This window comes from Burkholderia sp. E168m23, assembly GCF_016586125.1.
GTDB lineage: Bacteria > Pseudomonadota > Gammaproteobacteria > Burkholderiales > Burkholderiaceae > Burkholderia > Burkholderia orbicola.
Genome location: NZ_BCPP01000960.1, coordinates 1 through 2,689 on the forward strand (window position 1 = coordinate 1; position 2,689 = coordinate 2,689).

General features: G+C 70.0%; 1 protein-coding gene and 1 pseudogene. Both read left to right on the forward strand.

Annotated elements, in window-relative coordinates:
• Positions 1–91: 91 nt before the first annotated feature.
• A pseudogene (locus tag JMF90_RS32575) lies at positions 92–1,957 on the forward strand (transglycosylase domain-containing protein); the annotation flags it as partial.
• A 203-nt stretch (positions 1,958–2,160) separates the two neighbouring features.
• The gene (locus JMF90_RS32580) at positions 2,161–2,448 is read left to right on the forward strand and encodes a hypothetical protein (protein WP_011547558.1); all 288 of its coding nucleotides are present in this window, start codon (positions 2,161–2,163) and stop codon (positions 2,446–2,448) included.
• The last annotated feature ends 241 nt before the right edge of the window (positions 2,449–2,689 follow it).

Sequence of the window (2,689 nt, forward strand, 5' to 3'; positions counted from 1 at the left end):
CGCTGGGCAGCCGGCATTCCCGTCAACGGCGTGCCGAACAATCCTCGTATAACTTCGTATAATGTATGCTATACGAAGTTATTACGAGCCCGCGGGCCTGCTCGGCGATTCGCCGCGCCGCTCGGGCCAGCGCTCGCTGCCGCAGAAGGCCACGCAGGCCGTGAACGCGCTGTGGCTCGAACGCAGCTGGCGCAAGGATCAGATCCTCGAGGCCTATCTGAACCTGGTGCCGTTTCGCGGCGAGACGATCGGGCTCGGCGCGCTGTCGCAGGTGCTGTTCGGCAAGGCGCCGTCGGGCCTCGACGCGCGCGAGGCCGCGATCGCCGCCGCCCTCGTGCGGGCACCCAACGCGGCCCCGGCGAAGATCGCCGAGCGCGCATGCCGAATCCTGCGCGACATGCAGGCCGGGCAGGCGTGCGCGTCGCTCGACGGCTACGTGCAGCTCGTCGTCGCGCGCCCAGCCAATACCGTACGCGACGACGGCGCCGCACTCGCCCCGCACTTCGCGCGGCGCATCGCGGCCGAGGTCAAGCCGGCGGCCGGCGCGCAGGTCCGCACGACGCTCGATGCGCCGCTGCAGCGCTTCGCACGCGACACGCTGATGCGCGCGCTGACCGAACTGAACGCGCCCGCGCACCGGCGCAACGTGCAGGACGGCGCGGTCGTCGTGATCGACAACGCGACCGGCGAGATCCGCGCATGGGTCGGCTCGTCGGGGGCGCTGTCGAGCGCGCGCGACGTCGATGCCGTGCTCGCGCCGCGCCAGGCCGGCTCGACGCTCAAGCCGTTCCTCTATGCGCAGGCGCTCGACGAGAAGCGGCTGACCGCCGCGTCGCTGCTCGACGATGCGCCGATCAACCTCGCCGCCGGCGGCGGCCTGTACATTCCGCAGAACTACGACAAGGATTTCAAGGGCTGGGTGAGCGTGCGCAGCGCGCTCGGCGGCTCGCTGAACGTGCCGGCCGTGCGCACGCTGGTGCTCGTCACGCCGCACCGTTTTGCGCGCACGCTGACCGCGCTCGGCCTGCCGCTCGCGCAGGAAGGCGATTACTACGGTTTCAGCCTTGCGCTCGGCAGTGCGGACGTCACACTGCTGTCGCTGACCAACGCCTACCGCGCGCTCGCGAACGGCGGCGTCGCACGCAAGGTCGTCGACCTGCCGGCCGCGGCACCGGCGCCCGCATCCGGCGCAGCGGCGCCCGCGCGGCCGGACGCGGGCACGCGCGTGTTCAGCGAAGCGGCCAGCTTCGTCGTCACCGACATCCTGTCCGACAACAATGCGCGTGTCCGTACGTTCGGCTTCGACAACCCGCTCGCGACGCGCTTCTTCTCCGCGGTCAAGACCGGCACGAGCAAGGACATGCGCGACAACTGGACGGTGGGCTTCACGTCGCGCTATACGGTCGGCGTGTGGGTCGGCAATGCGGACGGCTCGCCGATGTGGGACGTGTCGGGCGTCACGGGCGCGTCGCCCGTGTGGTCGGCCGTCGTCGGCTACCTGCATCGCGACCTGCCGAGCCGTGCGCCGCGCGCGCCGGCCGGCGTCGAGACGCGCCGGATCGCGTTCGAGCGCGATATCGAGCCGGCTCGCAACGAGTGGTTCATCGCGGGCACGGCGGTCGACACGATCCGGCTCGCGGCGCCCGTCACGCCGGGCAAGGACGGCGCGCGCGCGCCGCTGACGATCGGCGCGCCGACCGACGGCACGATCTTTGCGATCGACCCGGACATTCCGCCGAAGAACCAGCGGATCTGGTTCGAGCGCTCGGCCGGACGCGCGACGAAGTTCGCGTGGCGGCTCGACGACAAGGTGATCGGCCATGCCGATCGCGTCGCGTGGCTGCCGTGGCCGGGCCGGCACCGGCTCGAACTCGTCGACGCGCGCGGCAACGTCGCGGATGCGATCGGCTTCGAGGTGCGCGGCGCGTTCGCGAAGCCGGCCGCGCGCAAGCGCTGAGCGGGCGAGCCGGCCCGACTGGCCGGGCATATTTGCTTTCGGCGGCTGGGCGGAAAAGTCGAGTGCAGTCGCCCGATCCTTCAACCGGACCGGCCAAGCCGCAAATCGTTGTGGACGGGGTGAATTAGTTCGACAATACCGGGCACGCGCTGCATTCGGGCGCCGACGACGAACCGACGCAGGCCGATTCCCGACCGACAGCGATGACACCCGAAACCGAGCGGAAACTACTCCGGCATGGCGTACAGATCATCCCGCTCTTCTTGGGTCTGTATGCCGCCGACAGCCTGTGGGACGCGTATCGAAACGGCGGCATCCTGGAATGCCACCAGGCTCGCATGCACCCCATGACCTGCCGATGGATCACGCCGGACATGGGCGAGCACTTCCAGCGGCTGCTCGCCAGCCATTGGCACGTGCTCGGGCTCAGCATCCTGCTGAGCCTGTTGCTCGCTTACGTCATGGCGCCGGCCCGCCCCCCGCACCCATAACGCGTCTACCCGGCGGTACCCCGCCTACGACACACCGAACGGGCGAGCAGCACCGCGGTTCACGACATAGAATGACAGCAGCGCTGCATCCCCGACGCGCCCGGCTGCCTCATTCTCTCGATTGCCCGCGACCATGAACATTCGCCTTACGCGCTTCACCCGCCCCGCGCTGGGCGTCTTGTGCGTTGCAACGCTCGCCGCCCTCCAGGCCTGCAACGGCGATGCCTGTTTCGGCGTCGAC

Coding starts and splice junctions, on each gene's coding strand:
- JMF90_RS32580 (WP_011547558.1), top strand. CDS start 2,161: ATGACACCCGAAACCGAGCGGAAACTACTCCGGCATGGCGTACAGATC.